General features: G+C 51.8%; 23 protein-coding genes. 6 read left to right on the top strand and 17 right to left on the bottom strand.

The genetic code is table 11. From position 1 onward, the window contains the following. Window positions 1-2: 2 nt before the first annotated feature. On the bottom strand, window positions 3-1,340 hold the full coding sequence (gene ssnA / locus DWZ56_RS12880; protein WP_118557033.1) for a putative aminohydrolase SsnA: 1,338 nt from the start codon (window positions 1,338-1,340) through the stop codon (window positions 3-5). Window positions 1,341-1,725: 385 nt separating this feature from the next. On the opposite strand from ssnA, the gene DWZ56_RS12875 reads away from it, so the two are divergent. The 5 genes from DWZ56_RS12875 to arcC all read left to right on the top strand — a co-directional run bounded on the left by DWZ56_RS12875 (window position 1,726) and on the right by arcC (window position 7,149). After that, window positions 1,726-2,370: a helix-turn-helix transcriptional regulator gene (locus DWZ56_RS12875; protein ID WP_118557032.1), complete on the top strand. Its 645-nt coding sequence runs from the start codon at window positions 1,726-1,728 to the stop codon at window positions 2,368-2,370. A gap of 15 nt (window positions 2,371-2,385) precedes the next feature. Further along, complete coding sequence (gene dpaL / locus DWZ56_RS12870; RefSeq protein ID WP_118557031.1) at window positions 2,386-3,591, top strand: diaminopropionate ammonia-lyase; 1,206 nt, start codon at window positions 2,386-2,388, stop codon at window positions 3,589-3,591. Between the two features lie 17 nt (window positions 3,592-3,608). Next, window positions 3,609-4,802: a YgeY family selenium metabolism-linked hydrolase gene (locus tag DWZ56_RS12865; RefSeq protein ID WP_118557030.1), complete on the top strand. Its 1,194-nt coding sequence runs from the start codon at window positions 3,609-3,611 to the stop codon at window positions 4,800-4,802. A gap of 105 nt (window positions 4,803-4,907) precedes the next feature. Further along, window positions 4,908-6,101: a knotted carbamoyltransferase YgeW gene (gene ygeW / locus DWZ56_RS12860; protein ID WP_118557029.1), complete on the top strand. Its 1,194-nt coding sequence runs from the start codon at window positions 4,908-4,910 to the stop codon at window positions 6,099-6,101. Between the two features lie 106 nt (window positions 6,102-6,207). Continuing rightward, window positions 6,208-7,149 carry a carbamate kinase gene (gene arcC, locus DWZ56_RS12855; RefSeq protein WP_118557028.1) on the top strand — a complete coding sequence of 314 codons (942 nt, stop codon included), beginning with the start codon at window positions 6,208-6,210 and terminating at the stop codon, window positions 7,147-7,149. Window positions 7,150-7,254: 105 nt separating this feature from the next. Here arcC and DWZ56_RS23810 read toward each other — a convergent pair whose 3' ends face one another. The 14 genes from DWZ56_RS23810 to DWZ56_RS12785 form a co-directional block, all read right to left on the bottom strand. Continuing rightward, on the bottom strand, window positions 7,255-7,389 hold the full coding sequence (locus DWZ56_RS23810; protein WP_118557121.1) for an LPXTG cell wall anchor domain-containing protein: 135 nt from the start codon (window positions 7,387-7,389) through the stop codon (window positions 7,255-7,257). 30 nt (window positions 7,390-7,419) lie between these two features. Further along, window positions 7,420-8,748: a uracil-xanthine permease family protein gene (locus DWZ56_RS12845; protein ID WP_442911446.1), complete on the bottom strand. Its 1,329-nt coding sequence runs from the start codon at window positions 8,746-8,748 to the stop codon at window positions 7,420-7,422. A 363-nt stretch (window positions 8,749-9,111) separates the two neighbouring features. Beyond that, on the bottom strand, window positions 9,112-9,606 hold the full coding sequence (locus tag DWZ56_RS12840) for a hypothetical protein (RefSeq protein ID WP_118557026.1): 495 nt from the start codon (window positions 9,604-9,606) through the stop codon (window positions 9,112-9,114). Between the two features lie 341 nt (window positions 9,607-9,947). After that, the gene (locus DWZ56_RS12835; protein WP_118557025.1) at window positions 9,948-10,751 is read right to left on the bottom strand and encodes an RnfABCDGE type electron transport complex subunit B; all 804 of its coding nucleotides are present in this window, start codon (window positions 10,749-10,751) and stop codon (window positions 9,948-9,950) included. A gap of 15 nt (window positions 10,752-10,766) precedes the next feature. Continuing rightward, complete coding sequence (locus tag DWZ56_RS12830; RefSeq protein WP_118557024.1) at window positions 10,767-11,342, bottom strand: electron transport complex protein RnfA; 576 nt, start codon at window positions 11,340-11,342, stop codon at window positions 10,767-10,769. Window positions 11,343-11,347: 5 nt separating this feature from the next. Beyond that, window positions 11,348-12,124 carry an electron transport complex subunit RsxE gene (gene rsxE / locus DWZ56_RS12825; protein ID WP_118557023.1) on the bottom strand — a complete coding sequence of 259 codons (777 nt, stop codon included), beginning with the start codon at window positions 12,122-12,124 and terminating at the stop codon, window positions 11,348-11,350. Window positions 12,125-12,136: 12 nt separating this feature from the next. After that, complete coding sequence (locus DWZ56_RS12820) at window positions 12,137-12,730, bottom strand: RnfABCDGE type electron transport complex subunit G (RefSeq protein ID WP_118557022.1); 594 nt, start codon at window positions 12,728-12,730, stop codon at window positions 12,137-12,139. Continuing rightward, on the bottom strand, window positions 12,717-13,652 hold the full coding sequence (locus tag DWZ56_RS12815; protein WP_118557021.1) for an RnfABCDGE type electron transport complex subunit D: 936 nt from the start codon (window positions 13,650-13,652) through the stop codon (window positions 12,717-12,719). Before DWZ56_RS12815 ends, DWZ56_RS12820 begins: the two co-directional genes overlap by 14 nt. 25 nt (window positions 13,653-13,677) lie before the next feature. After that, window positions 13,678-15,000, bottom strand: coding sequence for an electron transport complex subunit RsxC (rsxC, locus tag DWZ56_RS12810; protein WP_118557020.1), 1,323 nt, complete (start codon window positions 14,998-15,000; stop codon window positions 13,678-13,680). Between the two features lie 268 nt (window positions 15,001-15,268). After that, the gene (proC, locus tag DWZ56_RS12805) at window positions 15,269-16,066 is read right to left on the bottom strand and encodes a pyrroline-5-carboxylate reductase (RefSeq protein ID WP_243095246.1); all 798 of its coding nucleotides are present in this window, start codon (window positions 16,064-16,066) and stop codon (window positions 15,269-15,271) included. Between the two features lie 22 nt (window positions 16,067-16,088). Beyond that, on the bottom strand, window positions 16,089-16,658 hold the full coding sequence (scpB, locus tag DWZ56_RS12800) for an SMC-Scp complex subunit ScpB (protein ID WP_118557018.1): 570 nt from the start codon (window positions 16,656-16,658) through the stop codon (window positions 16,089-16,091). Between the two features lie 54 nt (window positions 16,659-16,712). Then, window positions 16,713-17,501 carry a segregation and condensation protein A gene (locus DWZ56_RS12795; protein ID WP_118557017.1) on the bottom strand — a complete coding sequence of 263 codons (789 nt, stop codon included), beginning with the start codon at window positions 17,499-17,501 and terminating at the stop codon, window positions 16,713-16,715. Next, a complete protein-coding gene (locus DWZ56_RS12790) occupies window positions 17,498-18,388 on the bottom strand; it encodes a metallophosphoesterase (protein ID WP_118557016.1) in 891 nt (296 codons plus the stop codon). Before DWZ56_RS12790 ends, DWZ56_RS12795 begins: the two co-directional genes overlap by 4 nt. A 409-nt stretch (window positions 18,389-18,797) precedes the next feature. Further along, the gene (locus DWZ56_RS12785) at window positions 18,798-19,382 is read right to left on the bottom strand and encodes a TetR/AcrR family transcriptional regulator (RefSeq protein WP_243095244.1); all 585 of its coding nucleotides are present in this window, start codon (window positions 19,380-19,382) and stop codon (window positions 18,798-18,800) included. 267 nt (window positions 19,383-19,649) lie between these two features. On the opposite strand from DWZ56_RS12785, the gene DWZ56_RS12780 reads away from it, so the two are divergent. Next, window positions 19,650-20,636, top strand: a complete 987-nt coding sequence (locus DWZ56_RS12780) for an NAD-dependent epimerase/dehydratase family protein (RefSeq protein ID WP_118557015.1) — start codon at window positions 19,650-19,652, stop codon at window positions 20,634-20,636. Here DWZ56_RS12780 and DWZ56_RS12775 read toward each other — a convergent pair. Together DWZ56_RS12775 and DWZ56_RS12770 are read right to left on the bottom strand one after the other, a co-directional pair. After that, the gene (locus tag DWZ56_RS12775) at window positions 20,624-22,378 is read right to left on the bottom strand and encodes an ABC transporter ATP-binding protein (protein ID WP_118557014.1); all 1,755 of its coding nucleotides are present in this window, start codon (window positions 22,376-22,378) and stop codon (window positions 20,624-20,626) included. The two genes, DWZ56_RS12780 and DWZ56_RS12775, sit on opposite strands and share 13 nt — an antisense overlap. 14 nt (window positions 22,379-22,392) lie before the next feature. Further along, window positions 22,393-24,171 carry an ABC transporter ATP-binding protein gene (locus DWZ56_RS12770; RefSeq protein WP_243095243.1) on the bottom strand — a complete coding sequence of 593 codons (1,779 nt, stop codon included), beginning with the start codon at window positions 24,169-24,171 and terminating at the stop codon, window positions 22,393-22,395. Between the last annotated feature and the right edge of the window lie 96 nt (window positions 24,172-24,267).

Here is a 24,267-nt window from a genome sequence, read left to right as displayed (position 1 = left end):
ATTTACCTCCATCCGTTAATTGTGTTCCAGAGTCTCTCCGCTTCTTGCCTGCATTCATACATCACTTTTTCTTCATCAATCGAAATCAGCCTGCGGTCCTTCATGACTACACAGCCATTGATGACGGTAGTCACCACGCTGCGCCCGTTCATGCCGAAAAGGATATGGCTGTTAACATTGGAGGCGTCCATCGGCGTAAGCGGAATATAATCGGCCACGATGATATCCGCGGCCGCCCCCTCTTTGAGCACGCCGAGCGGCTTCTCAAAATACCGGTTTGCAATCGCAGCATTGTTGTAAAACAGCATCTTTGGCACTTCCGTCCAGGCAGCGTTGGGATTGCAGGTATGGTGCTTATGCAGGATGTTGGCAGTCTTATAGGATTCTATCATATCATGGGTATATCCGTCCGTCCCAAGGCCGGTCAGGATACCCCGGCGGACGATCTCCATAGTGGGAGGACATCCTACCGCATTGCCCATGTTGGATTCCGGATTATGCACCACCGAGGTGTCCGTTTCCTTCAGCACATCCATCTCATGGGAGTTGATGTAGATGCAGTGCGCTGTAATCGTCTTTGGACCCAGCACCTCCAGATCCATCAGACGGTCGATGATCCTTTTGCCGTGATTTTGCAGAGAATCGTACAGATCATCTATTCCTTCGGCCACATGGATATGGCAGCCAGCCTCCTTTGGCTTGTGTTCCATACAAAATGCAATGCTGCTGTCCGACAGCGTAAAAGCCGCATGCATGCCCATCATCCCGGCGGTCATGCCGCTCTGATCCTTAAGGGCATGGCGGATAAACGCCTCATTTTCCCGTACGGCCTCCTTCATCTTATCCGGACCTTCCCGGTCAGACACCTCATAGCAGAGGCAGCTTCGGACACCGAATTCTTCCGCCACGTCAGCGATTGTAAACAGGCTGTCACGGATCTCTCCATAGCTGGCATGATGGTCAAAGACCGTGGTCACACCGTTCTTAATGCAGTCCAGATAGGTTGCCTTCGCGCTCATTCTTGTCTGGCGGTTGTCCAGCGCACGGTCGATCGTCCACCACATGCCGTCCAGCACGTCCAGAAATCCCTTGGGATTATATCCGTTTATGGATAGGCCCCGGGCCATGGCGCTGTAGATATGCTCATGGGTATTGATCAGGCCGGGCATGATCACCCCGCCCTTCGCATCGATAAACTCTGCTTTCGGATATGCCGCTTTTAGCTCCTCCGTCTCACCGGTGCGCACGATGCGGTCCGCATCCACCGCCACAGCACCGTTTTCATAGAAAGGAGTCTCCTCATCCCTGGTTACCATTCTTCCATTCCCGATAATCAGCATAGCCTTCCTCCGTTTTACTATATTTTACTTTTTCCGTCGTTGTGCATATTGTATAATATTATCTCACATTCTTCCGCGGCATAGCTCTTCATTAAAATCATTTCAAAGCAAATAGCCTGTCATTTTTTATGCAATCTGCACATAATAATTTCTATGTCTCTAGTCTAGCATTTCTATTTACAGATTGCAAGAGGGAAATCCAAAAATTTTTAGGTTAGCTAAAAAATTTTGCAAAAAGGTATTGAATTTCTAAAATTATATGCTATGATGAACTCATGGAGTACACAAAGAAACAAGTTTCAGACCGACTTCTCTCACCCCATTGTCTGTCCTTTTTTCTTTGGCGTGCCTTGTACCACCACCCCTTCGCGAAAGGAGTTTTCTCATGCAATACTGCTCTCTGGAGACACTGATACAGCTGGCCCACGGCCTGGCGGCGCAGTTCGGCCAAAACTGCGAGATCGTCATCCATGATTTGGGAAAGGAAGATCTGGAACACTGCATCGTTCATATTGAAAATGGACAGGTGAGCAACCGCAGCCTTGGCGGCGGGCCTTCCCATGTCGTTTTAGAAACGCTGCAAAAAAATCCGGATGACCTGAAGGATCATCTCGGCTACCTGACCAGGACCGATGACGGCCGTATCTTAAAGTCCAGCACCATGTACATAAGAGACGAACACAATCAAATAAGGTATATATTATCCATCAACTACGATATCACGGGACTCTTAGCCGTCGAAAACGCCATCCGTCCGCTGACTGAAGCCGACTCACCGGCCAACAAAGAGCCGGAAAAAATCACCCACAATGTCAACGATCTGCTGGATGATCTCATCGAACAGAGCGTTGCCCTGGTCGGCAAGCCGGTAGCCCTGATGACGAAGGACGACAAAGTAACCGCCATCGAATTTCTGAACAATGCCGGCGCATTTCTGATTACTAAATCCGGCGACAAGGTTTCCAAATACTTCGGCATATCGAAGTATACACTTTATAGCTACATCGATGTAAACAAAGACCAAAAGTAGGAGGTAACGGATCCGATGAAAGAAATCAAATGGGCAGTCAATGAAATGCCCAAAACAGAGGACAGCCAGATTAAGGTCATGGCCTTAGAGGAAGTTAAGAAAGCGCGCGCCTTCCACGAAAGCTTCCCGCAGTATACCAAGACGCCGTTAGCCAGGCTGTCCGGCATGGCGGACTGGCTGGGAATCGGCGGTGTTTATGTCAAGGACGAATCCTACCGCTTCGGTTTAAACGCCTTTAAGGTGCTGGGAGGCTCTTTTTCCATGGCCCGCTATATTGCCAAACAGACCGGCAGGGATGTTTCCGAGCTGACCTATGATGTGCTGACCAGCCGCAAACTGCTGGATGAGTTCGGCCAGGCTACCTTCTTCACCGCAACGGACGGCAACCACGGGCGCGGCGTTGCATGGGCGGCCAATAAACTGGGCCAAAAGGCGGTGGTCTACATGCCCAAGGGCACCACAATCACCCGCCTGAACAATATTTTAAAGGAAAATGCCTCCGCTACGATCGAAGAGGTCAACTACGATGAGTGCGTGCGCATGGCTGCCGCCGCTGCTGCAAAGACGCCCAACGGAGTGGTGGTGCAGGACACCGCATGGGACGGTTATGAAGAAATCCCCTCATGGATCATGCAGGGCTACGGCACCATGGCGATGGAAGCCGACGAGCAGCTTGAGGAATACGGAATCGGACGGCCGACACACATCTTCATCCAGGCCGGTGTGGGATCTCTTGCGGGCGCGGTTCAGGGATATTTCGCAAACCGTTACCCCGATCATCCCCCTGTTGTTGTGGTGGTGGAATCCGACGCTGCAGCCTGTCTCTATAAGGGCACTGTGGCAAAGGACGGACAGCCGCGCATTGTGGACGGCGATATGCAGACGATCATGGCAGGGCTTGCCTGCGGAGAACCCAATACGATTTCCTGGGATATCCTGAAAAACCATGTAAAAGTGTTTGCCGCATGTCCGGATTGGGTATCCGCCAGAGGCATGCGCATGCTCTCCGCCCCCTTTAAGGGCGATCCGCAGGTTGTGAGCGGGGAGTCCGGCGCTGTGGGCATGGGTCTTCTGTACTGCATCATGAAGATGGAGGAATACAGTGAGCTTAGAGAAGTGCTGGGTCTAAACAAAGAATCAAACGTACTCCTCTTCTCCACCGAAGGGGATACGGATCCTGACAGATATAAAAAAATCGTATGGGAAGGCAAAGAGGAATAACACAGGAGGGGAACGAAATGGAATTTAACAAAATCAAAGAGGCTGCTGAAAATTACAGAGAGGACATGACAAAATTTTTACGGGATCTGGTGCGCATACCCGGAGAAAGCGCCGGAGAAAAAGGGCATATCGACCGCATCGCACAGGAGATGAAGGCTCTGGAATTTGACCGGGTGGAAATCGACCCCATGGGAAACGTGCTCGGCTATATGGGACACGGTGAAACTCTGATCGGCTATGATGCCCATATCGACACGGTGGGCATCGGTAACCGGGACAACTGGACCTTCGATCCCTACGAGGGCTTTGAAACAGAAGAAGAGATCGGCGGCCGCGGCACCTCCGATCAGATGGGCGGCATCGTATCGGCAGTTTACGGTGCCAGGATCATGAAGGATCTGGGACTGCTGAACGATAAATATACCGTCCTGGTCACCGGCACCGTTCAGGAAGAGGACTGTGACGGCCTCTGCTGGCAGTACATCATCAACGAGGATAAGGTGAAACCGGAATTTGTGGTGATCACCGAGCCCACCGACGGCAATATCTACCGCGGGCAGAGAGGACGCATGGAGATCCGCGTGGATGTGGACGGCATTTCCTGCCACGGCTCCGCTCCCGAGCGCGGAGACAACGCGATCTACAAGATGGGCGATATCCTGCAGGATGTGCGGGCCCTCAATGACAAGCTGCACTTTGACCCGTTTCTTGGCAAAGGCACGCTGACCGTATCCGAAATCTTTTTTACCTCTCCTTCCCGCTGCGCGGTGGCGGACAGCTGCGCCATCTCCATCGACCGCAGACTGACGGACGGGGAAACCTATGAAATGGCGCTGGATGAAATCCGCGCTCTTCCTTCCGTACAAAAGTATCAGGCAAGAGTCAGCATGTACAAGTACGAGCGTCCCAGCTATACCGGTCTGGTCTATCCTACCGACTGCTATTTCCCCACCTGGGTGATCCCGGAGGATCATGCGGCCACACAGGCGATGGTGGAAGCATACAGGGGCATGTACGGCGAACCTCTGGTTGATAAATGGACCTTCTCCACCAACGGAGTATCCATCATGGGACGTTTCGGCATCCCCTGCATCGGATTCGGGCCGGGCAAGGAAGCGCAGGCACATGCGCCCAACGAGAGGACATGGAAGGCGGATCTGGTGAAGTGCGCGGCCGTGTATGCCGCATTACCGCAGATGTACTGCAAATGAAAAAGAATCCCGCCGCAGTGCGATCCTAAGCGGAGCATTTTTGTTCAATAGGCCGTATTTTCCTATTAAATAAAAAATTAACTATTGAAAGGGTTGGTTTTGTATATGATGACTTTACAGGATTATATTGATAAGTTAAATAAACTGGATTTTAAAAATATGTATCAGAATGATTTCTTCCTCACCTGGGAGAAGACGGATGAGGAACTGGAGGCGGTTTGGACGGTGGCGGATGCGCTGCGGTATATGAGAGAGCATAATATCTCTACAAAGGTGTTTGAGAGCGGGCTGGGCATCTCCCTGTTCCGTGATAATTCCACCCGCACCCGCTTTTCGTTCGCTTCTGCCTGCAATCTTCTGGGGCTGGAGGTTCAGGATCTGGATGAGGGAAAATCACAGGTGGCTCACGGAGAAACGGTGCGTGAGACCGCAAATATGATCTCTTTTATGGCGGACGTGATCGGAATCCGCGACGACATGTATATCGGCAAAGGCAATGCCTATATGCATGAGGTTTCCGATGCGGTGAAGCAGGGCAATCTGGACGGGATACTGGAACAGCGCCCCACGCTGGTTAATCTCCAGTGCGATATTGACCATCCCACACAGTGCATGGCGGATATGCTGCATATCATTCACGAATTCGGCGGTGTGGAGAATCTGAAGGGCAAAAAACTGGCTATGACCTGGGCCTACTCTCCTTCCTACGGGAAACCGCTCTCCGTTCCGCAGGGTGTCATCGGACTGATGACCCGTATGGGTATGGACGTTGTTCTGGCACATCCTGAAGGATATGAGGTGATGCCCGAGGTGGAAGAGGTTGCGCGCAAAAATGCCGCGGCTTCCGGCGGTACCTTCACCAAAACAAACAGCATGGCGGAAGCGTTTAAAGACGCGGATATCGTATATCCGAAGAGCTGGGCTCCTTTTGCTGCTATGGAAAGACGCACCAACCTGTACGGAGAAGGGGATACCGAAGGCATCCAGGCGCTGGAAAAGGAGTTGCTGGCACAGAATGCGCAGCATAAGGACTGGGCATGTACCGAGGAGCTGATGCGCACCACGAAGGACGGCAAGGCGCTCTATCTGCACTGCCTGCCTGCGGATATCACCGGTGTCAGCTGTGAGACCGGCGAGGTGGACGCTTCTGTTTTTGACCGTTACCGTACGCCGCTCTATAAGGAAGCCAGCTTTAAGCCTTATGTGATCGCCGCCATGATCTTCTTGAGCAAATTTGCGGATCCTGCAGGGATGTTAAAGAAGCTTGAAGAAAGAAATGCGCCCAGGCTGATGAAATAACGTAACCGTTCAGACAGCGGGGAAATCGGTATAAGAGCAGGCTTACCGCCTGTTTATACGCCCGCCGTCTGAACTGTTACGGAATAAGAGAAATGAGGGGTTACAGTTGAATAAAAAGAGAATTGTGCTCGCCTTAGGGGGCAATGCGCTTGGCAATACGCTTCCGGAGCAGATGGCTGCCGTCAAGGTAACCGCACGGGCCATCGTAGATCTGATTGAGGAGGGGCATGAGGTGGTCATCTCCCACGGCAACGGGCCGCAGGTCGGCATGATCAACAATGCCATGGCCGCATTAAGCCGTGAGAATCCGGAACAGCCCAACACTCCCCTCTCCGTCTGCGTGGCGATGAGCCAGGCTTATATCGGATATGACCTGCAGAACGCCTTGCGGGAGGAGCTGCGTAACAAAGACATCACCGATAAACCTGTGGTGACCATGATCACACAGGTACGGGTGGAGGAGGAGGATCCTGCGTTTCGGACGCCTTCCAAACCCATCGGCCATTTTATGACCAAAGAGCAGGCGGATATCGCCGCAGAAAAATACGGATATATCATGAAGGAAGACGCCGGGCGCGGTTTCCGCCGTGTGGTGGCCTCCCCCAAGCCCGCGCAGATCGTGGAAATCGATGCGATCCGCACACTGGTGGAGGCGGGTCAGGTGGTCATCTCCTGCGGAGGCGGCGGCATTCCCGTCACTCTTAAGGGGAATCATCTGAAGGGTACCAGCGCTGTGATCGACAAGGATTTCGCCAGCTGTCTGCTGGCAAAGGAGCTGGATGCGGATTATCTGATCATCCTGACTGCCGTGGAAAAAGTGGCCCTCCGCTACGGGCAGCCCGATGTGGAGTGGCTGTCCGACCTAAGCGTACAGGATGCATTGAGGTATGCAGAGGAAGGGCAGTTCGCTGCAGGCTCCATGCTGCCTAAGGTATTGGCCGCGGCTGAGTTTGCCGGTTCCAAGCCCGGCAGGACCGCACTGATCACGCTGCTTGAAAAAGCAAAAGACGGCATCCAGGGTAAGACAGGCACTATTATTCACCTATAAAATGTACAGATCAGGAAGACATTCTGTATAAACTGATATGTAATGTCATAAACAGACTGCCGCCGCATCGCGATCCAGCGATGCGGCGGCAGTCTGTTTACCCTGTCAGGCTTTCTTTTTATTAGTTCTTCGGACCGCAAGGAGCAGCGCAGAGACGCCCAGTGAAATCAGGACCGCGCCTGCTGCCAGAATGACCGGTGTATCGTCACCGGTTTTAGTGGCTCCGGAATGATCCGACAGAACGGCAGCCCGCCATCCGACAGAATATTTTTACTTTTCACCGCTGTCTTTGGGTATCACACAATTGAGCGCCACCGCTACAATTGTCGCGACCACCACCGCTGACTTCCCAAAGATCATCGTGACCCACTCCGGAAACATCGCCAGCGTCTCCGGCACCAGCGTAATGCCCATGCCCAGCGCCACCGACAATCCCACGATGGATGTGTTGCGGTAATTCAGCGGCTGCTTGGAAATCAGCTTGATGCCCGTCATGGTGATAGAGGCAAATACGGAAATCGTAGCCCCTCCCAGCACACACTGCGGAATCGTCGTGAGCAGCGATGCGAACTTTGGTATGAACGCCGCAATCAGTATGAATACTGCCGAAAGCCCCAGCACACAGCGGTTGATCACCTTGGTAGTCGCTACAATGCCCACGTTCTGGCTGAAGGTAGCTGTAGGCAGCCCTCCGAGAAAGGAACCCAGTATGCTGGCCACACCGTTTCCAACAATGCCGCCCGACAGTTCCCGTTCCGTTGGGTCTCTGTCCATCCCTCCCGCTGTAGTCGCGGACAGATCTCCGATTGCCTGAACTGAATTGACTATGAACAGAATCGACATGGATATGATCGAAGAGATCTCAAATTCAATGCCGAAATGCATCGGCGGAGAAATCTGAAACCAGGACGCCGATGCGACCGAAGCAAAGTCAACCATTCCCAAACACAGCGCCAGCACATATCCTGAGATCATGCCGATCAGAATGGATGCCAGTTTAAATATACCCTTTGCAAAATGATTGAGTCCGGTCACCACTGCCAGGGTCACCGCCGCCACAATCCAGTTCTGCAGACTGCCGTAACCCGGCGCTCCTTTTCCTCCCGCCATATAATTGATGGCTGTGGGATAGAGGGACAAACCGATTGTAAAAACCACGGTGCCCGTCACCAGCGGAGGGAATAAAGGCCGAAGCCATTTAATAAATATCCCCACCAGCACCGCCACAATTCCGCCCACCAGCTGGGCGCCGAAGATAGCGGCTATACCGAATTCTCCCGCTATGGCCTGCAAAGAGGCCAGGTACGCAAAGCTGACTCCCATGATCACCGGCAGGCCGGCTCCGATTCTCCTGCCGATGGGAAACAGCTGAATCAGAGTGGCGATCCCCGCAATCAGCAGCGCGGACTGCACCAGTATCACCTCATCGGCCGCCGTGATGCTGCCCTTATCGATGGCCACCCCTGCCACGATAATAGCCGGCGTCACACAGCCCACAATCATCGCCACCACATGCTGCAAAGCCAGCGGTAGCGCCTGACGGAAGGACGGAATACCGTCCAGTTCAAAAACAGAGACACCTGTTTTTATGCCTTTGATGTTCTTCATATAGCATTATCCTCCTGTTTCATCATCCATACGGAATGAATCACCCAAAACATTCAGACGGATAATGTACTATAATTATCTCATCACCCAACTTCTATTATAGTATGTTCTGCACAGCGCCGCAAGCACAAATCTCGCATTTCATAAATATTATGCACAATTATGTTACTGTTTACGACTGTCGTAAACCTACCGCGAATGACAGGGCAGAGTAGGGTCCTCATAAGGATCCTACTCTGCCCTGTCATTCGCTGCTTTATCGGCAGCTGTAAACAGTAACGTTTGTGGTGGTCTCTCTCAACATTTACTCTTGACAAAGGTCATTACATTCAGTAACAGAATGATTGCAACAGTTCAGCCGGCATCTTCCCATGGCCTGTTCGGATTATCGATACCTTCCGGACTCACGGCTCTGGATATATAAGCGAAGTTAATATCATTCATAATAAATTCCGCGTTTTTTCCCTCCCACTGGAAGGATATATACACCATATTATCTTTATCAACAGGCCAGATCCGAAGCAGATATCCTCCGCCAAAATCCACGGTCACACATTCTTCGTCCGTCTTTTTCGCTGAAACAAAAAACTGGCGGTGCCCAAGCAGCATCTGCTTATAGATGCTGTTCGCGTTAAAATCGGACAGGGCCATGGACTCTCCCTTATATTCCCCGCGGATGCATTCATTCACCCTTCCGTAAATCACGGCATTATCCAGTCCGTACCGAAACTTCTGCTCAGAGCTGCGGTAATAAAATATGAATGCAAAAAATGCAATAATCGCCGCCACGGCAAGTATGCCGGCTCCCATCAGCAGATAGCTGGGTTTGAATCTGCGCTTCGTTTTCATAACTGTCCTCCTAATCCTTTTATCAGGCTGGTTATCTTATTCATATAATTTATAGTACATCTAAATCGCCACTTTTACAACAAAAAAGAGCTTGAACAGGTTCCATGAAAGCAGAGACAAATACCCTTAAATATGCAAAAGAGGGAGTCCCAATGAGGACCATACTCTGTCCAGGCATGTGCGGGAAGTTTACGGCAACAGTAAACAGTAACAGTTTTACCGCAAAAAGAAGAACGCCTCCAAGTTTCATACCTGAAAGCGTTCTTTTTACGTTAGGGAACTTTTTTTTACAGGCGCTTATAAATACACTTCTGATCGCATGTATATCCTGTTTTCCAGTTCTATTCCCGCACCTTGCGTATCACCTTGGACGGGCATTTGGCCGCGCACTTGCCGCAGCCTATGCATTTGCTCTGGTCGATGTGCGCGATGTTGTCCTCCAGCACAATGGCGCCGTATTCACACTGCTTCACGCAGATGCCGCAGCCGATACAGCCGGCGCTGCAGACTGCTTTCACATCCTTGCCCTTGTCTCTGGAACTGCAGCTCACCATATACCGAACCGTATAGGGCACCAGTTCGATCAAACGGTTCGGGCATTCCGCCACGCACTTGCCGCAGGCCACGCATTTCTCTTTATCCACCACCGCAACGCCGTCCACCACATGAATCGCGTCAAAAGGACAGGCCCTCTCACAGGTGCCATAGCCCATGCAGCCATAGATGCACTTTTTGGAACCGCGTCCCGGCACCATGGCCACCATCTTGCAGTCCATTGTTCCATAATAGTTATATTCGGTTTCCACCTTGTCACAGGTACCGCTGCATTTAACAAAAGCCACCTTCCGCTCCGTGTTGGTATCTGCCACGCCCATTACCTCTCCGATCCTGGAAGCGCAGTCCGCGCCGCCCACCGGGCAGGCATTTACAGGAGCTTCGCCGGCAGCAATGGCCTTTGCCAGCGCATCGCAGCCTGCGAACCCGCATCCGCCGCAGTTATTGCCGGGAAGCAGATCGCGGATAAACAGCTCTTTTTCGTTCACTTCAACTTTAAATTTCTCACCGGCCACTCCCAGGAGCAGACCGATGACGATGCCGGTTGCGCCTACCACGATAGTCGCAATCACAATTCCCCATATATCCATGTTAAGTCTCCTCCCTTACAGCATTCCAACAAAACCGTAAAATGCAATCGCCATCAGGCCGGCTGTCACCAGCACGATGGGTGAGCCCTTCCAGGACGGGCTGATATCATTGTCCTCCAGACGCTCTCTGATACCGGCCATGATCACAATGGCGATGGTAAAGCCAAGCGCCGTGCCGAAACCGTTTACCACACCCGTTAAAATGCCGTAGTCTTTCTGCACATTGGTCAGAGCGACACCTAAAACCGCACAGTTGGTGGTGATCAGCGGAAGGAACACGCCCAGAGCCGAGTAAAGCGCGGGCATTGTCTTCTTCAGCACCATTTCCACGAACTGCACCAGCGCTGCGATCACCAGAATGAACACGATCGTGTCCAGATATGTCACATGAAAACGAACCAGCACCAGATTGTAAATCACGCTGGTCACCGCTGATGAGATCGTAATTACAAAGATTACCGCCGCGCCCATGCCGGCAGCCGTCTCCACTTTTTTGGAAACGCCGAGGAATGGACACAGGCCGAGGAACTGGCTTAAAACGACGTTATTGACCAGCGCTGCGCTGATCAGCACGATTAACAGCTCTTTCATCTATCTCATTCCCCCTTTTCCTTCGCTTTTTTAGCGGCTTCGATTTTAGCAGCTTTTTCAGCCGCTGCTTTTGCGGCCGCCTCTGCCTTTACGGCGTCAATCAATTCTTTATTGGATTTGCAGGCGCTGCCGCTGCAGTTTCTGCAGTCTCCGCCGCAGGCGATGCCAGTATCTCCGGTCACATTGGTGGCGGACGGCGCCTTCAGTTTATTCTGCAGTGCGGTGAGCACAGCCAGCACGAAAAATGCTCCCGGAGCCAGCACAAAGATGCTGATCGGCTCATAGCCGGAGGGCATGATATTCCTTGAAAAAATGGCGCCGGTACCGATCCATTCCCTGCAGGCGCCGATCAGAGTCAGGGCAATTGTAAATCCAAGGCCCATGCCCAGACCGTCACAGGCAGACAGCAGCACGCTGTTTTTAGACGCATAGGCTTCCGCCCTGCCCAGTATGATGCAGTTTACAACGATCAGCGGTATATAGATACCCAGGCTGCCGTACAGATCCTGAAGAAAGCCTTCCATCAATAGCTTCACCACCGTCACAAAGGATGCGACGATGACGATAAACGCCGGGATTCTGACCCTGTCCGGTATCACATTCCGTAAAGCGGATATCATGGCGTTGGACAGTATCAGGACGGCCGCTGTGGAAAGTCCCATGCCCAGACCGTTTACAGCCGATGTTGTTACCGCCAGGGTGGGGCACATGCCCAGCATCAGTACGAAGGTAGGGTTCTCTTTAATTACACCGTTATAAATGCGTTCGATATATTTATTCATCAGTCATCCCTCCTACTTTCCCGCATAGGCTTTAAGGAAACTCAAGCCCGCATTGACCGCCTTTGTCACGGCATTGCTGGTGACAGTGGCGCCGCTGATTGCCGCGATCTCATTGCCGCCGGCTTCACCTTTGACCACTGTAATCTCATCCGCGTTAATGCCTACAAACTGTCCGCGGAATTCTTCGGAGGTACACTTGGCTCCCAGGCCCGCTGTTTCGCTCATAGACAACACCTCCAGGCCGGTGATCGCGCCGGTTGCGTCCACGCCTACGGACATCTTGATCTCTCCTCCGTAGCCTTCCGTACCGATCAGCGTCATCACATAGCCCAGCTCATTGCCGGAAGCATCCTTAGCGGCCATCACTTCTTCCAAAACCGCGCCTTCGGCCGTATAATCCGCAAGCGCCTGTGTGAGGGCGCTGTCCTCTTCAAAGGCTGCTGCCGCTGTAAATACTTTTTTATAGGCTTCCTGCTTGGCCTTCTGCTCCGCATTTTTGATCGGGATCAGTGTGATCTGATAAACCAGGCCGAGACAGAGACCGGAGATGATCGTGATCACGAAAAGTATCAGGGCATCCTTAATCATTGAATTATTTTTTTGCATGTTTGAGCCCCTCCTTTCCAAAGGCGGTGGGAAGCGTTACCTTTTCAATCAGCGGAACCAGCAGATTACAGAAAATAATCGCATAGGAAACGCCTTCGGCATTACCGCCGAACTGACGGAAGATCCCGGTCAAAAGGCCGAGAAGCATGCCGTACACAAGCTGTCCCATCCTTGTGATCGGACTGGTCACATAGTCTGTCGCCATGAAAAACGCGCCCAGAAGCAGGCCTCCGCCGCAGATCTGAGCCGCCACATAGGGCAGATCAAACCCTCCCGCAAAGAAGGTAAACAGGGCGAAAGAGCCGATGTATAAAAAGGGGATTCTCCAGGATATCACCCTCTTAAAAAGCAGGTAAGCGTCGCCTAAGAGCAGGGCAACCGCGGAGGTCTCACCGATACAGCCGCCGATGCGTCCGAGGAACATGGCCAGCAGATCGATCTCACCGCCGTTTCTCATCACCATCAAGGGCGTAGCGCCCGTCACGCCGTCAAAGGCAAACGTGGTCATACGGCCGGCAAAAGAAATCAGCAGGAAACAGCGCGCGGCCAGAGCCGGGTTCATAAAGTTCTGTCCCAGACCGCCAAAGAGCTGCTTTACCACCAGTATCGCGAATACGCCGCCGATAAACGGAATCCACAGCGGGACGGTGGGCGGCAGGTTCAATGCGAGTAAAAGCCCTGTAACCACCGCGCTTAAATCACCGATGGTCACCGGTTTTTTCATCAGATTCTGCCAGACAAATTCTGTCAGCACACAGGTAATTACGCAGATCAGTATGATGAGAGCGGCTCTCGCTCCGAAATTATAAACTCCGAACAATGTGGCGGGCACCAGTGCGATCAGTACATCTCCCATGATGCCGGTTGTGGTAACCCCGCTGCGCACGTGGGGGGAAGATGACACATTTAACAGATTACTCAACGTCTACACCTCTTTCTTTGGCCTTTTATTTTTTCTTTCTGTTATCCAGGACAGTCCTTCTGGCCTGTTTAAAGGCCTGGGTCAGCCGTCGTTTGGCGGGACAGACAAAGGTACAGCTGCCGCATTCACAGCACTCCATGCCGTCCAGCTTCTCAAAGCCTTCATAGTCCCCTCTGTCCGCGCAGAGCATCATTTTCTGCGGAATCACGTTGCTGGGACAGGCATCGATGCATCTGCCGCAGCGGATGCACGCGCTGGGCTCATATTCCGCCACCTGATCATGGCTCATGCAGAGCAGGGCGGAGGAAGTCTTGGTCACCGGCACTTCCAGATCAAACAGCGCAATGCCCATCATGGGGCCGCCGGATATGATCTTTTCGGGCTGGCAGGTAAATCCTCCCGCCTCTTCCACCAGCTCGGAATATTTGGTTCCGGTCTTCACATTAAAATTCTGCGGTGTCTGAACGGCATCGCCGGTCACGGTGACTATGCGTCGGATCAGCGGCGTGCTTTTGCATACCGCCATGTAAACTGCGATCACCGTATCCACATTGTCCACGATACACCCCGCATCCGCGGGCAGCATGGCCGAATAGATCTTGCGGCCGGTGGCGGCATAGATCAGCTGCCGTTCCGCCCCCTGGGGGTATTTGGTTTTCAGCACCTGCAGTTTGATCCGGTGCTCCTTCGCAATCAAATTGGAAATCACTTCAATCGCATCCGGCTTGTTATCCTCTATACAGATGATTCCCTTCGCTTTATCAAACAGACTTAAAATGACTTTCAGACCGCCTATGATCTTCTCCGGTTCTTCCAGCATCATCCTGTAATCCGAGGTCAGATACGGCTCACACTCTGCGCCGTTGACCAGGATATAGTCTATCTTATTCTCTTCCTTGGGGGTCAGCTTTACATGGGTGGGAAAGCCCGCGCCGCCCATGCCGACAACTCCGGCGTCCTTAATGTACTGACGGATCTGCTCCTTTGTCAGCATCGTGTAATCGCGCTCCTCGCCAAATCCAGGCACCGGCTCATACTGATGATCGTTCTCAATCACGATGCACAGGCAGCGGCTTCCCTGAACGGTCATCCTGGGTTCAATGGCCTTTACTGTGCCTGATACGGAGCAGCAGATATCCGCAGAAATAAAGCCGCCCGCCGAAGCAATTGTCTGTCCCATAAGGACATGATCGCCGACTGCCACGACAGGTTTGGATGGAGCGCCTATATGCTGGGACATCGGATATACCAGTTCTCCCTTTGGCAGCACCGTCTTCACAGGCAAATCCTTGGACATGTCTTTGCCTTCATTGGGGTGGATACCGCCTTTAAATGTTCCAAGTTTCATTTTTGCTATCCCTCTTTCCCTATAGTTAATGGTTGCTGTTCAATTTATTTTCGGATATTTTACACCGTCTATCATTTTAACATAGTACAATTTCATTTGAAAGTATAATTTTTTTTTTAACAAGGATAAACCCTTTAGAATGTGCATTGTATTGATTTTTATACATGAAGCGCTGGCAATCCATCCATGTGCTGGAAGAAAACAAAAGAAGCTGTCCCCATCACGGCGGTCAGCTTCCTTTCGATATGAACAGTTCAGACTTCCGATTTTATTCTCCCCTCGCCTTTTTCGTACAGGCTCTCATCGCTTCCATCACACTGCTGCGAAATCCCTTTTCCTCCAGGACACGCACAGCCTCAATCGTGGTGCCGCCGGGCGAACAGACCATGTCCTTAAGCTGTCCGGGGTGCAGGCCGGTTTCCAGCACCATTTTCGCGCTGCCATAGACCGCCTGTGCCGCGAACTGATACGCCTGGCTTCTGGGCATGCCGTCCGCCACCGCGGCATCCGCCATAGCTTCTATAAATATGAATACATAGGCCGGTGAACTGCCGCTGACAGAGACCACCGCGTCCATCAGGTTCTCTCCCACCACTTCCGCCTTGCCAAAGCTTTTCAGCACGCTGCAGACATATTCCAGCTCTTCTTCCGTCACCCGGTCATTGGCGCACACCGCAGTAATGCCTTCCCCTACCAGCGCAGGCGTGTTGGGCATGGCACGCACGATTTTCAGAGCCCGCCCGAAGGTCTCGTCCAGCTTTTGCAAGGTCCATCCCGGGGCGATGGTCAAGACGATCTGGTCCGGACGCATGAGCGGTGCAATTTCCCCGATCACTTGAGCGTAATACTGCGGCTTGATGGAGAGCACCAAAAGCTGTGACCTGTTTACCGCATCCTTATTATCTGAGGTCACTTCGATCCCGAATTTTTCTTTCGCATTCGCCCTGGCCGCGTTATTCAAATCCGCCGCAATGATCTCCTCCGGGGCAAACAGCCCTGTTTTACAGATGCCGCCGATCATGGCAGACGCCATATTTCCACAGCCGATAAAACCGATTTTCTTCATGTCCTTTCTCCTTCTATGTTTCTTATACATCCAGCTCCATCTGTACCTCTTCTTCAGCTTCCGCCTTGAACTCTTCTATCTTAGTCGTATCCATTTCCGGCAGCTCTTCCAGGCTTCCCACACCGAATTTTCTAAGGAAATCCTCCGTAGTGGCAAACAGGATCGGCCTGCCCGGCGCATTTAAACGGCCCGCCTCGCATACGAGGTTATACTCCACCAGTTTATTCACCGCGTGGTCGGAGGATACCCCTCTGATCTTTTCGATCTCCGACTTGGTGATGGGCTGCTTATACGCGATGATCGCCAGCGTCTCCAGCACTACCTCGGATAAGACCTGTTTTTTCGGTTCGGACGCCACCCGTATCAGCTGTTCATAATACTGCACCTTGGTGCACATCTGAAAGCGGTCCTCCAGCTCCACAATGCGTATTCCCCGGTCCTCCGATTCGTATTTATCCATCATGTTATGTATGATCCGTTTTGTGGTCTCCGCATCCTGTTCCACAGCTTTTGCGATGGTTTTAACCTCCACCGACTGCCCCATCGTAAACAGGATCGCTTCGATCGCCGCCTCTATTTTCTGTATCTCCAAATTACCGCACCTCTTCCATCCTTGCGATGCCGCGCGCGCATCCCCACAGTATCATTATGCGAACTCCAGGTCCGCCTCCGTAAAAGTCTCCGGGCCGTCACTTTCACTGACTTCAATCACTATATCTCCGAACAGTGTTTCCTGACGGATGCCGATCCGTCCCACCTTTATTAACTCCAGCACAGCCAGAAAGGTCACCACCACTTCAAAGCGGTCCCGCTGGCTCATTAAAAGCTCGCAAAAGGAAAACTGTGTTCTGTCCCGGCAGACTAAAAGCACCTGACGGATTTTATCCGACACCTTCATGGGCTCGTTTACAATTTTACCGAATTTGCTGCGCACCGGATCGATTTTATCCGCCTGTTTTTTCATCACCATCTGAAAGACCGCCTCCAGACGCCCCAGCGTAACGCCGTCCAGCAGCTTATCCAGGTCCACGGGCGGCTGATATTTCGCCACTTCTTCCGGTATCGTAGGAGGTTTATAAAAGGCCTTTTCCGCCAGCTCCTGGCGTTCGGCCAGCGTATAGGACATCTCCTTGTACATCTTATATTCCAGCAGCCTTGCCACCAGCTCCTGCCTGGGATCCTCCTCTACGCCCTCTTCGTCCGTCTCCGCCGGCAGAAGCATGCGGGACTTGATATCCAGAAGCGTTGCCGCCATGACTAAAAATTCGCTCACTGTATCCAGATCGCGGACCTTAAGGGCATTTACATATTCCATATACTGGTCCGTGATCTGCGCGATGGGAATATCGTAGATATCCACCTTATTCTTATCAATCAGATGCAGCAGCAGATCCAGAGGCCCCTCAAATACCTGCAGCTTTACTTCAATACTCATCCTTTTGTACGTTCCCTTCTTTCCCTTTTAAGCTCCACACAGATCAGCTGCGGCCGGTTATTCAGCCGTATGTTGATCGAATGGGTGCCCAAACCGCTGCTAAGCACCATAACAGAACCAAACTGCCGGTAGGTGCCGGCGTCATACTGCGGAAAGAACATATAGTTCGGCGTCATCACTCCGCCCAGAAACGGGATGCGTATCGTACCGCCATGAAAATGCCCCGCAAAGACCAGATCCGCCCCCCATGCCGCATATTCCTCAAAATACAGAGGGGAATGCGCCAGAAGAATATGAAAATCCCTCTCATCCGCCGCTCCCAGCTTCTTGTCCATATAACCGTCTTCCATCACAGCCTTTCCAAGCCCCTTGTAGAGATACTTGTCCAGCTCCAGCCCGCTAATACCCAAACGGTCCTCTCCGCGGCAGACAGTTACGGATTCATCGATCAGCAGATGCACTCCCAATTTTTTTAATTCCGCAGTATATTCCTCATACTGGCTGCCGTAGATCTCCCGTTCTTCCCGCATCCTGGTTTCATGATTGCCATTGGCATAATACACCGGATACTTTTTGGCCAGCTCTCCGATCAGATGCAGCGGAACCTTAAGGCTGTGTACCCCCTTTGCCACAATCATATCCCCCGCAATCATCACCGCATCGGGCTTTAGCCGGTCAATGGCCGAAAGCAGCCTCTCATTCTCCTCTCCGAAGGAATTGTTATGCAGATCCGAAAGCATCACGACCTTATAGCCATCAAATGCCGGGCCGATCTTGGGCGATGCCACCGTTTCCCTAATTACCCGGAAATGGTATCTTTCATACCAGGAATCCAGCAGGCATACGGCGGTTACCGCAGCCATGACTCCAATTAATATCCATAACATATATCTGTTTCCTGTTCCTGCGCGGTAAAACACGCAATATAATATCTGCCGACATTACTTCATGCCGGCAAGCCGGCATGACCCTCCGGGGGATGCGCATGATTTCCTTCGGATATTGTCTGCTGCGCAGACGAAAAATCAGCGCGATATAATGTCTGCCGACATTATATCATGCCGGCAAGCCGGCATGACCCTCCGGGGGATGCGCATGATTTCCTTCGGATATTGTCTGCTGCGCAGACAGAAATCAGCGCGATATAATGTCTGCCGACATTATATCATGTCAGCATACGAATTAACAAGGTACTATTTTCTGATTATGAAAGAGGCAGCTTTCGCTGTTACTTTCAGAGATACCGATATTAGTCTGTCATGTGCGGAAGGTTTACCAAATGCAGACAGTAACCTTTCACTCGGCAGTCTCCAGATATGCAATGCCGCTCATCATAATCTTCTCCGCCGTACTGGCCAGCTCTTCCGGGGTCTGTTCCATGCCGTCCGCAAGCCATCTGCGCAGCAGGCCGATGCATCCGGCGCTCACAAAGGCATAATAGTATTCAATCTCCTTTTTCGAGGCCTTTGGAAAAAAGCCGGAGTAAACCTCCATGCATCTCTGTCTCCCAATATCCAGCAGCGCGGATACAAACTGCTTATCGCTGTAGTCTCCCAGCATCACCACACACATATCATAGTTCTCCTTCAAGCAGCGGAAAATCCCCGTGCAAATGCCGAGCAGGCTGCTGTTTTCTTCCGTATACAGCAATGGCTCCAGGGCCTTCTGAAAATCCTGCTTCATTTCGTTTTCCACATCTGCCAGCAGATCATAGATATCCTGATAGTGTGTGTAAAATGTTCCTCTGTTAATCCCCGCCTGTTCGCACAGCTCTTTAATCGAGATGCTCTGTATGGGCTTTATGCTCAAAAGCCCTGTAAAAGCCCTGCGTATCAGCATCTTTGTCACCCGTACCCGGTGATCATTCCCCGTCGTTTTCAATCTCCTGTCCTCATTTCAACATTTTAAACGTATTCTGTCCAATAAACCGTCAAAACAGCTGTTTCTGACGGTTGTAATTGCTCATGCAGTTCATTATAATACATATATAGAATTTATTCAACGCATTGTTCATTATTTTAGTAACAGTACAGACGGTGCGGTTACTATTCACAGTTACCGTAAACTTCCCGCGTATGACGGGGCAGGGTATAAACAGTAACACAGTTCGCTGATGACAGCAAAAAAGCAGCAGGAAGGAGAATATCTATGGAAGAATTATATATCGTAACCGGCGCAGGCGGCCATTTAGGCAGCACAATAGTGCGCATGCTCCTTAACCGCAGTAAAGAGGTGCGGGGGCTGATCCTTCCCAGGGAAAACGGTATGGATTCGGAACAGCTCACTTATATCAAAGGCGATGTGAGGGATATAGAATCCTTAAGGCCGCTTTTTGAAGGATGCGAAGGAAAAAAGGTGACCGTGATACACACGGCGGGAATCATAGATATCTCCGATCAGGTGACTAAGAACATGTTTGAAGTCAATGTGCTCGGCACCAGGAATGTGGCGGATCTGTGCATGGTTTATCATGTGAGCCGTCTGATTTATGTCAGCTCCGTCCATGCGATTCCGGAAAAGAAACATCTGCAGGTGCATAAAGAGGTATCCTTCTTCTCACCGACTTTAGTCACCGGCGGCTATGCAAAAACCAAGGCCGCCGCCACCCAGCTGGTGTTAAAGCGGGCGGCCCGGGGGCTGGATGTGGTAGTAGTGCATCCCTCCGGCATCCTGGGGCCAAACGATCCTTCCGGAAATCATCTTGTCCAGCTGGTAAAGGACTATGTAAACGGAAAGCTGCCGGCCTGTGTGAAGGGCGGATATGATTTCGTGGATGTGCGGGATGTGGCGTTGGGATGTCTGGCCGCGGCCGAAAAGGGACGCAGGGGGGAATGCTATATTCTGTCCAACCGCCACTATGAAATCCGGGATGTTCTGAAAATGATCCGTTCCATCCATGGAGGCCGCCGCCTGCCAACGCTGCCTGTGTGGCTGGCAAAAGCGGTTCTCCCCATGTTAAAATGTTACTCAAGGATGAAAAAGCGCAGACCACTGTACACACATTACAGCCTCTACACACTGACCAGCAACGACCGTTTTTCCCATGACAAAGCGACAAGGGAGCTGGATTACCGACCCAGAGACCTGTACGAGACGCTGGCGGATACCATAGATCAGATGCCTCACGCCAGCTGAAGCTCATAGAGTTTTTTGTAAATTCCATTCTGCTGTAACAGTTCCTGATGAGTGCCGCTCTCCCGTATGCGACCCTTATGCATCACCATAATCAGATCTGCATGCTGGATTGTAGATAGGCGGTGGGCCACCATAATCGTGGTCCTGCCGCTCATCAGGTGTTCCAGAGCTTCCTGTATCCACTGCTCAGTCTCGGTATCGATATTGGCGGTAGCTTCATCCAGCACCAGGATGGACGGATCGTATGCCAGCGTCCTGGCAAAGGATAAGAGCTGCCGCTGGCCTGCGGAGAAGGTAGCCCCCCTCTCCATGACTTTTTCACGGTAACCGCCCGGCAGAAGCCGTATAAAACGGTCCGCATTTACGATGCGGGATGCCTCACGAATCTTCTCTTCACTGATCCCGTCATTTCCAAGGCGGATGTTGCTCTGAATGTCTCCTGTAAACAGGAACACATCCTGCTGCACCTGTCCGATGGCACTGCGCAGCAAGGAGATATCGAGCTTGCGTATATCCACGCCGTCGATAAGTATCTGCCCCTTTTGTATATCATAATATCTGCCGATTAGATTCAGTATGGACGATTTGCCCGCCCCGGTCGCACCGACAAAGGCCACCTTCTGTCCCGGTTCGATCGTAAAGCTCACATCCTTTAATATGTAATCCTCCTTTTCATAGGCAAACCACACATTTCGGAATTCAATTCTCCCCTTTATATTAGGAAGCTGCACCGGATGCTCCGGCCCGACGACCGCCGGCTTCTCATCCAACACCGTAAAAATCTTCTCCGCGGAAGCGAAAGCGGACTGCAGCGTGCTAAACTGTTCCGCAAGCTCCTGAATCGGTTCAAAGAAGGAGGATATGTACTGCACAAAGATGAACAGCGTCCCGATGGAAATCACGCCCTCTAGCAGGGAATAGCCGCCCGCATAGAGCACGATTCCCAGCGCCAGCACGGACACCATATAGATCAGCGGGCGAAAGACGGCAAACACCATCACTTCCCGGAAATTGGCGCGGTAAAGTTCGGCGCTCTTTTCCGTAAATTCTTCCAGCTTCTCTTTTTCCCTTACAAAAATCTGTATCAGCTTCATGCCCGAAATATTTTCGGACAGAAACGTGTTCAGCGCGGTGATCTTATTGCGGGCCATCCGGTAAGCCTCTCTGGAAAGCTTCTGGAATACCAGCGTGAGCGCCACCACGGCCGGCACAAGCAGGAAAGAAAACAGGGCCATCCGCACGTTAAGCGCCAGCATAACGGCCGCCAGGCCAAGGATCTTCACCACGTTTTTAAACAGCCGCACCATGATGTTGGCATACATCTCATTGAGTGCTTCCACATCGTTGGTCACCCTGGTCACCAGCTTGCCCACCGGCGTGATATCAAAAAAGCGCATGGAAAGGCTCTGTATATGGGAAAAGATCTGCTGGCGCATGGTATAGATCACACCCTGGCCGATCTTCTGCATGAACCAGTACTGAGCCATGTTGCAGACAAACAACAGGATCAGCACCGCCAGATACAACATACCGGCCCTTAAGATTCCCTGGAAATTGGCCGCCGCGCTGCCGGAAGCCACCGTATCTTCATTAATAAACAGGTCGATCGCATCTCCGATGATGATGGGGCGGTACAGCTCCAGCCCTGTGATCGCCAGCACCAACAGCAGACAGCCCGCCACGCCGGCACGGTATGGCCTTAAATAGGAAAACAGACGTCTTACTATATTATTGTTTTTCATGTCTTTCGTCCTCCTTATGCCTGCTCCAGCTGTTTTTCCAGCTGCTGCCTGTCATATATGGATTTATAGATGCCGTTTAATGCCAAAAGCTCCTCATGGGTGCCGCATTCCGCCTTATGCCCATCCTCCAGCACGAGGATCTGGTCCGCCTGCTGGATCGTGGAAATCCTGTGCGCAATCATGATCGTAGTCTTACCGGCTCTGTTTTCTTTCAAGTTTTTCAGGATCTGTTCCTCCGTATCCGTATCCACCGCAGACAGCGCATCATCCAGTATCAGGATGGGCGCATCCTTTAACAGCGCTCTGGCGATAGAGCTGCGCTGCTTCTGCCCGCCTGAAAGGGTCACCCCCCGCTCCCCCACCATCGTCCGGTATCCCGCGGGGAACTCCACAATATTGCTGTGAATACAGGCTGTTTTTGCCGCCCGGTATACATCCTCCCTGGTTGCGTTCTTCACGCCGAAGGTGATGTTGTTTTCCAGCGTATCGGAAAACAGGAAGTTGTCCTGGGGTACATATGCGATATATTCTCTGAGCGTTTTCAGAGGTATGGTATGTATGGGATGGCCGTCGATGGTGATCATATCCGACCTGGTATTATACATGCGCAGCAGCAGATTGGCGATTGTGGTCTTGCCGCTGCCGGTGCGCCCCACGATGGCGAGGATGCTCCCCTTCTCCACATGCAGGCTGATTTTGTCCAGCACCGCGACCCCCTCCTGATCCGGATAGGCAAAGGTCAGATCTCGGAAATCAATGGTTCCCTCCAGAGAATCAATCTCTTCGGTATCCTCCGTGTCAAAGACATCCGGTTTCTCCTCAAAGATGCTGTGAATCCGCTTCATGGAAGCAAAGCCCTGCGAGAAGTAGGTGATGCTCTCTCCCGCCGCCAATAACGGCCACACCATCATAGCGATATACTGATTAAAAGCGATAAACTGCCCCAGAGAGATGTCTCCCGTAAGCGCCAGCCATCCCCCGTACAAAAGCGTTACAAGGCTTGAAATACCGATCACCAGGTCAAGCAGCGGCATAAACAGCGCCTGTATCCCGGCCACGCGCAGATTCTTCCGCCTGTTTTTCTCATTCAGAGCGGCGAATGCCTGGAGCTCTTTTCGTTCCTGCACAAAGGCCTTAACCACCCGGATGCCCGATATGCTTTCCTGCACCCGGTCCGTCAGCTCCGAAAATGCCTCCTGCTTTTCCGAAAAACGGGCGTTTTGAAGTTTGCCATAATAATAGTCCCCAAAAGCGATCAGCACCAGCGGAACTAATGCGGCCAATGTCAGCTTCAAATCAATGGAAAAAATCATCTTGCACAGCACCAGCGCCATCATTGCGGTCGCATCAAAAGAAGTGATCACCGCAGGCCCCACCGCCACCCGCACCGCGTTTAAATCATTGGTAAATTTCGACATCAGATCGCCGGTTTTATTCTCATTGAAATAGCGAAGGGACAGACCTTCCAGATGGCCGAACATATCATCCCGCAGATCCCGCTCCACTTTTCTCGCGCTGCCAAACAGAAAAAAACGCCACAGAAAGCGGCCCAGTGCGATCACCGCTCCCAGGCCGACAATAAAGAAAACGCGCCTTAACACTCCTCCTGCGTCCATACTCCCCTGCTGCAGCCCGTCCGTAATCTCGCCGGTAAACTGCGGAATGAACAGATTGCAGATATCCACCACCAAAAGTGTCAGGATGCCTCCGGCATACTGCCATTTATACCTTTTTACATATTTTCCGATAAACCTAACCATTTTCATCTTGTTCACCATGTCCGTATCTTTCATGTTTTGCCGCTGCGATCTGCTCACCGCGGCAAACCAGTCTATTATAGCATTCGTTCAGATCTTAAACAAGCCAAAAAAAGCGTTACGGGGCGTCTG

Origin of the sequence: Lachnotalea sp. AF33-28 (genome assembly GCF_003477885.1) — a bacterium.
Lineage (GTDB): Bacteria > Bacillota > Clostridia > Lachnospirales > Lachnospiraceae > AF33-28.
The sequence above is the reverse complement of the archived record's forward strand: the minus strand, read 5'-3'. Positions and strand labels throughout refer to the sequence as shown.